Genomic DNA, 6447 nt, shown 5'->3' on the forward strand with positions numbered 1-6447 from the left:
CGCCGAACTCCTGATCCTCGGCGGCATCGACCGCGGCGGCCTCGGCCAGCACCCGCTCGGCGATCGCGCGCAACTGCCGGGTCTCGGCGTCGAGGTCGGCCTCGGCCTTGAGCATCCGGTCATAGCTCATCGCCTTGTGCCGCGAGGCGTTGGCGCGCAGCTTGGTGCCGTCGACGGCCAGCGCGTGCAACCGCACCAGCCCGGCCCTGCGACAGAGCCCCAAGCTCTGCACGAACAACTCGGCCAACGCCTCCAAATGTCGGGCGCGGAACCGGGCGATCGCACGGTAGTCGGGCTGCTGGCCGGCGCACAACATCCGCACCGCGACATCACGGTGCGTCGCGGTCTCAAGCTTCCGCGACGACGTGACCCCGATCGCGTAGCCATAGACCAACAGCTTGACCATCAACCTCGGGTCATACGGCGGAAAGCCACGCTCCTCGACATAGGACTCGTAGATCGCCGACAGATCGAGGACCTCCTCGACCAGGTCCTCGACGAAGTGCGCGAGATCCCCATCCGGCACCCACTCGCGCGCGTCCGGGGCCATCAACAACACCTGGCCCGGCACATACGGCCGGAACGTCTTCGACGTCCCCGCCGGAGCCCGCCCGACGACGGGCACCTCCACCGGCTCGACCTCGATCAACCGATCCGGCAACCCCGACGACATGACGCGCATCGTCCCCGGCCGCCCGGACGGGTTACAGACCCACGCTCCTAGTAGTGCTTTGTTAGTTGGTGGTAGGGGTTCTTGGTGGGGTCGTCGAATCCTGCTGCGTCTTGTTGTGCGGCGCGGGAGCGATGATGGCGGCGGTGGCGGTAGCGAGTGGTGATGGGCCTGTGGCGGTGCGCGAGCGGCTTGAGGCGTTTGCGGGCGAGGTGCTGGCCGGGGCGATGAACCGGCCGGTGCAGGTGGTCAACGGTGGGGTGTATCTGCGCGGGCTGATCGAGCAGGGGCCGCGCAAGTCGCTGGAGCCGATGGTCGCGCGGCTGGGTGAGGAGGCCGATTATCAGAGCCTGCAGCAGTTCTTGGCCGACAGTCCGTGGGATCCGGGGCTGGTGACGCGCGCGGTGGCCGAGCGCGTCTGCCCGGCGATCGATGTCGGGGCGTGGGTGCTAGACGACACCGGGTTCGTTAAGGACGGTAAGAACTCGCCGGGGGTCAAGCGCCAGTACTCGGGGACGCTGGGCAAGATCGGCAACTGCCAGATCGGCGTGTCGGTGCACGCCGTCGGCGCGCACGCGACGGTGCCGTTGGGGTGGGCGTTGTACCTGCCCGAGGAGTGGTGCGATGACGCCGAGCGGCGCCGCAAGGCCAAGATCCCCGCCGAGGTGGTGTTCAAGACCAAGCCCGAGCTCGGGGTCGAGTTGGTCGAGCGCGCCGCCGGCTGGGATGTCGCGCGGGCGCCGGTGCTGGGCGACTGCGCCTACGGCGACAACACCCGGCTGCGCGAGCGCGTCCACGGCGCGGGGCTTGAGTACGTGCTCTCGGTGTCGGCCGAGACGACGGTGTTCGGCCCGCAGACGACCTTTGAGGTCCCCGAGCCAACGGGCAAGACCGGTCGCCCGCGCAGCCGCCCGCGCCCGGACCGAGAGCCCGAGTCGATCGGCACGCTGATCGCCGGACTGGGCGCGGACGCCTGGCAGACCGTGACCTTCCGCGACGGACCCGATGGCAAGCCGATGACCTCCCGCTTCTGCTTCGTGCGCGTCCGCGCCGCGCACAACTGGAAGAAGGCCACACCGTTCCCGCCCCGCGAGGAGTGGCTGATCGCCGAGTGGCCCGAGGGACGCGAGCAGCCCACCGACTACTGGCTGTCCAACCTGCCCGCCGACATCGAGCCCGAGCGCCTGGCGCGCCTGGCCCGGTTGCGCTGGATGATCGAGTTGGACTACAAGCAGCTCAAGGGCGAGCTCGGCCTGGACCACTACGAGGGCCGGTCCTGGCTGGGCTGGCATCACCACACCGCGCTGGTCACCGCCGCCCACGGCTTCCTGACCCTGGAGCGCCTTGACCCAAATCGCCAGCGGCCGGCCTGACACTCCCGAAGGCCGTGCTGCTGCTGCAGCCGCTCTTCAAGTGCTGGACCGGCCGCTGCCAGACCTGCCAACAACCCGTCGACCTCGACCAACTACCACTCCATCCCGCCCGCCACAACGAGTGAGAAATAACAAAGCACTACTAGGGGTGCCGCAGGCGGCCAGCGAGGCCGAGGCCCACGACGGCCGGCCGTCGCCGCCGGAGGTGGGTCCCCAGTCGCGCGAGCGACACCGTCTCCTAGGGGTGCCGCAGGCGGCCAGCCAGGCCGCGGCCCACGACGGCCGGCCGTCGCCGCCGGAGGTGGGTCCCCAGTCGCGAGAGCGACACCGTCTCCTACGCCTTGGGAAGGCTGGCCATCCTGGTGATCCAGGCGGCGAGGCGGGAATGCTCGCCCGCTCCGAGCGCGAGGTGCTCGAGCAGCACGCCGTGGAAGAGGTCGTCGTCGCCGGGATCGCTCGACGTGGCGAACCGCAGGAACGGATAGGCGCAGATGTCCGCCGCTCCGGGCGCATCCCCGAACAGGTGGTCGCGACCCTGCAGCAGCGCGTCGAAGCCGTGCTGCCAGCCGCGCAGCTGGGCGGCCCACGCGGCGATGGCGGCCAGGTCGGGCTCGGGGCGCGCCTGCTCGGCCTCGATCGCGTTGGGCGCGACCTTCCAGACGCCGTCGAAGAACGCCACGAACGCCTCCACCTCGCGGCGGGCGGCCGGGTCGGCCGGGTAGAGCGGGTGCGGCCGCGGCCACGTGGCGTCGATCCACGCGACGATTGCCATCGAGTCGGTGAGCACCTGGCCGTCGTCGGTCTCCAGGACCGGGACGAGCTCCTGGCCGGACACGGCGCGGACGCCCGCGCGATCGCCGGGGTCGTGCTGGACCCGGGCGTCGAGCGCGACGCCCTTGAGGCCGAGCGCGAGCGCGACGCGGTCGACGTTGGTGGAGTGGGGGATGGCGTGGAGCCGCATGGGCGCAGAGCCTGCCGGAGGCGAGCATGAAGCGCGACTGCAGTTGTTGACACCTGACGTAAGCTGCGCTTCATGCTCGATCCCCGCCGCCTCCGCGTGCTGCGCGCCGTCGCCGAGCACGGGTCCTTCGCCGCCGCGGCGGCCGAGCTGCAGTACACGCCGTCGGCGATCTCCCAGCAGATGGCCGTGCTGGAGCGCGAGGCGGGCGCCGTGCTCGTGGAGCGCGGGCCGCGCGGCACGCGCCTGACGCAGGCCGGCGCGGTGCTCGACCGCCACGCCGCGGTCGTCCTCGGCCAGCTCGCCGCGGCGCGAGCCGAGCTCGATGACCTCGTGGCGCTGCGCGGCGGCTCGCTGCGGCTGGCGGCCTTCGAGTCGGCGTGGACGTCGCTCGTGCCCACGGCCGTGTCGAGCTATCGCGAGCAGCATGCCGACGTCGAGCTGCACCTCGCCGAGGAGGATCCCGTCGAGGCGGTCGCCGGCGTGCGGGCGGGCGCGACCGACGTCGCGGTCGTGTTCGAGCCCAACGCCCTCGAGGCCGCCTCGCTCGACGGCCTGCAGCGCACGATGGTCGCGCAGGACCCGCTGTGGGCCGTCCTGCCCGCCGACCACCCGCTCGCGGGCGAGCCGGCGATCGACCTCGCGCGCCTCGCCGCCGACTCCTGGGTCGCGCCCACGGCGTACTGCGCCGGCGTGGTCCGCGGCGCCTGCGCCGCGGCCGGCTTCGACCCCGACATCGTGTTCTCCAGCGCCGACTACGGCGCCGTCCAGGGCTTCGTCGCCGCCGGGGCGGGCGTCGCGCTCGTGCCCCACCTGGCCCTCGTCGGCCGGGACGGCACCGTCCAGCGACCGCTGACGGGTCCGGCGCCGGTCCGGACGCTCGCCGCGGTCACGACGGCCGCCGGCCCCCGGCCCGCGAGCGCCACCGCGATGGTGGCGATCCTCGTCGCGACGGCGACCGCGCTGCTGGCGCGCGCCGACGGGGCGCCGGCGCCGGCGCCGGCCTAGGGGAACACTGGCCCAGAGGGCCAGGTTCCCTTGCGGGTCTTCGCCCAGGGGGCGAAACCCGCGGCGGATTAGGCACCCGCGCTCCTAGGGGATCAGCGACCGCGTCACGCCGGCGCTGCGGATCTGCGCCTGGACGAGCCTCGGGCCGGCGCTGGTGTTCCAGTCGAGGTCCATCGTGAACCGCGAGTCGCCCCGGGGGACCGAGCCCTCGATGCGGGTCAGCCGGTTCGCGCGGATCGTGTAGCGGTTGGGGCCGAGGGCGGCGTGCTGGTCCTGCGGCCCGCCGCGGAACACGATCGTGACCTTCGCCGGCCGGTCGAGCCAGAAGCCCATCGCCACCGCGGGCGCGCAGGGCTTGAGGGCCGAGGCGGGGATCGTGACGTCGTCGTCGGATCCCGTGAAGGCCGGCAGTGCCGGGGTGTCGCAGGGCAGGGTGAGCATGGACTGCAGCCGCGGCGCAGCGCCGGGGTCGAGCTCGACGAGCCGGCCGATCGTCGGCCGCCGGATCGAGGTGGTCTCGCCGTAGAACCGCAGGCGCGCGGCCCGGTCCTGCAGCAGGATGCGGTGCGGCGTGGCGCCGCAGGTCGGTCCGAACGACAGGACGCCGCGGTCGCCGATCACCCAGGCGCAGGCGAGCCCTTCGGGGTTGGGGCCCTGCGCGGGCTTCCCGTCGAGCACGAACGACTGCGCGATCGACGAGTTGTAATAGGCCACCAGCGGCAGCTGCGGCGCGTTGGTGCCGACGCCGAGGACGGCGACGGGCTCCGGGCCGGCGTCGTCGATCCACGACAGGTCGCGGGGAAGCAGCGCGCGGGTGTCCGCCGAGACCGTGATGAGCTTCTGCCACGCCGCGTGGTCCTGGACGGCGAGCACGCCGAAGACGACCGTGGAGGCGGCGACGAACCCGGCCACGCCGCGGGCGTGGCGCCGCACGATCCAGACGAGCAGCGTCGCCGCCACGCCGGCCGCGGCCAGCGCCTCGGGCCGCGCGAGTCCGGTCAGCGTCTTGACGCGCTGGCCCGTCGCCCAGACCGCGGGCTCGATCACGGTCAGCTGGTGCAGCGGCATGGCCAGCAGGGTCAGGGCCAGCAGGGCCGCGAGCGCGAAGCCCCCGCGCGGCAGCAGGCGCGGCTCGGCCAGGAGCACGGTGCCCAGGACCAGGGCGATCGGAGCGGCGTACATGACATAGCGCTCGACGCCGGTGAGGACGAACGTCGCGGTCGCGAGGTACAGGCCGCTCTGCAGGGCGAGGACCAGCGCGGCCGGCCAGAAGACGGCGAGCAGCGGGCCGGTCCGGTCGTCGCGCCACAGGCGCGGCGAGGTCGCCGCCGCGGCGGCGAGGAGGACGGGGACGAAGCCCGCCAGCACGACGAGCTCGAGGAGCTCCAGGCCCGTCTTGCGCGCCACGAGGGCCAGCGACGGCAGGCTCATCGTCAGGACGGTCGAGTAGTCGCCCGCCGCGCCCGGGCGCGCGAGCGAGACGAGGACCATCGCGGCGGTGAGCGCGCCCGTGACGACGAGGACCGCCCGGTGGGCCCGCAGGCGCACGCGGCGCTCGCCCGGCACGCGCAGGACGTCGAGCGCGAAGGCCAGCAGCAGCACCGGCACGAGCACCACGAGCTGGATCCGGGCCCACGTGGCCAGCAGAGCGAAGGCGATGGCTGCGTAGCCTGCGCGGCTGCCCGGGCGCCGCAGCGCCATCGCCGCGCAGCACAGCGCCGCCGTGGTCAGCGGGAGCGCGAGGACCTCGGTGAGCGTCATCGCCCCGACGGTCATCCACGTGCCGGCGACCGCCAGCGTGGCGGGCACCAGCGCGAGGCGCGGGCCGACCATGGGACGGGCCAGGAGCCACACCGGCACGACCTGGGTGCACAGGACGAGCGTGCCGAGGACCTTGGACGCGTCGCGCGCGTGCACGGCCGAGTCGAACAGCCACCACAGCGGCGCGAGGAAGTAGACGTACAGCGCGGTGGGCTGATGGACCGCGTTCGCATGCCCTTCGCCGCGCCACACGAAGCCGTGGCCGTGGACGAGCGACCGCGCGAGCTGGGAGTAGCGCAGCTCGTCGGGGAACACGGTCGGGAGCTGGACGGCGAGGGCCAGCAGCGAGTAGAGGACGGCCGCCGCGGTGTAGACGAGCAGGACCGGAATCCAGGGCGACGTCGCCGGGCGCGCCGACGGCTCCGGCGCCGCCGCGGCGGCCCGGACGTCGACGGGATGCGGGTCGGTGGTGACCTGGGCCATGGACCGCTGAGCAGCCTAGATCCGCCCCTCGCGCCCGACCACCACCAACCGCTGACAGCTGGCTCTGGCGCCGCGGGGTGCGGCGCCAGCGGTGGTGCCGGGCGGATGTCGTCTGACCCCGGTATATCGGGGGCCAGCCGACACGGACCCTGGAGTGGCGGCTCTGGCGCCGGTGGCGCTCAGCTCGCGCGCTC

The 6447-nt window shown here is 73.3% G+C and carries 5 protein-coding genes; 2 read left to right on the top strand and 3 right to left on the bottom strand.

Annotated features, from left to right (window positions below; genetic code table 11):
- Positions 1-673, bottom strand: a 673-nt coding sequence (locus VK501_RS27345; protein ID WP_324343218.1) for a transposase, incomplete at its 3' end; no start/stop codon positions are given.
- Positions 674-849: 176 nt separating this feature from the next.
- On the opposite strand from VK501_RS27345, the gene VK501_RS27350 reads away from it, so the two are divergent.
- Positions 850-2043, top strand: coding sequence for an IS701 family transposase (locus VK501_RS27350; RefSeq protein WP_324343219.1), 1194 nt, complete (start codon positions 850-852; stop codon positions 2041-2043).
- A 334-nt stretch (positions 2044-2377) separates the two neighbouring features.
- On the opposite strand, the gene VK501_RS27355 is transcribed toward VK501_RS27350, so the two are convergent.
- Positions 2378-3004, bottom strand: coding sequence for a glutathione S-transferase family protein (locus VK501_RS27355; protein WP_324343220.1), 627 nt, complete (start codon positions 3002-3004; stop codon positions 2378-2380).
- 72 nt (positions 3005-3076) lie between these two features.
- Here VK501_RS27355 and VK501_RS27360 point away from each other — a divergent pair, with 72 nt between their 5' ends.
- The gene (locus VK501_RS27360) at positions 3077-4009 is read left to right on the top strand and encodes a LysR family transcriptional regulator (protein ID WP_324343221.1); all 933 of its coding nucleotides are present in this window, start codon (positions 3077-3079) and stop codon (positions 4007-4009) included.
- Between the two features lie 84 nt (positions 4010-4093).
- Here the strand turns inward: VK501_RS27360 and VK501_RS27365 are convergent, their stop codons facing one another.
- Positions 4094-6253 carry a hypothetical protein gene (locus VK501_RS27365; protein ID WP_324343222.1) on the bottom strand — a complete coding sequence of 720 codons (2160 nt, stop codon included), beginning with the start codon at positions 6251-6253 and terminating at the stop codon, positions 4094-4096.
- Positions 6254-6447 lie beyond the last annotated feature (194 nt).

Source organism: Baekduia sp. (assembly GCF_035318805.1).
GTDB lineage: Bacteria > Actinomycetota > Thermoleophilia > Solirubrobacterales > Solirubrobacteraceae > Baekduia.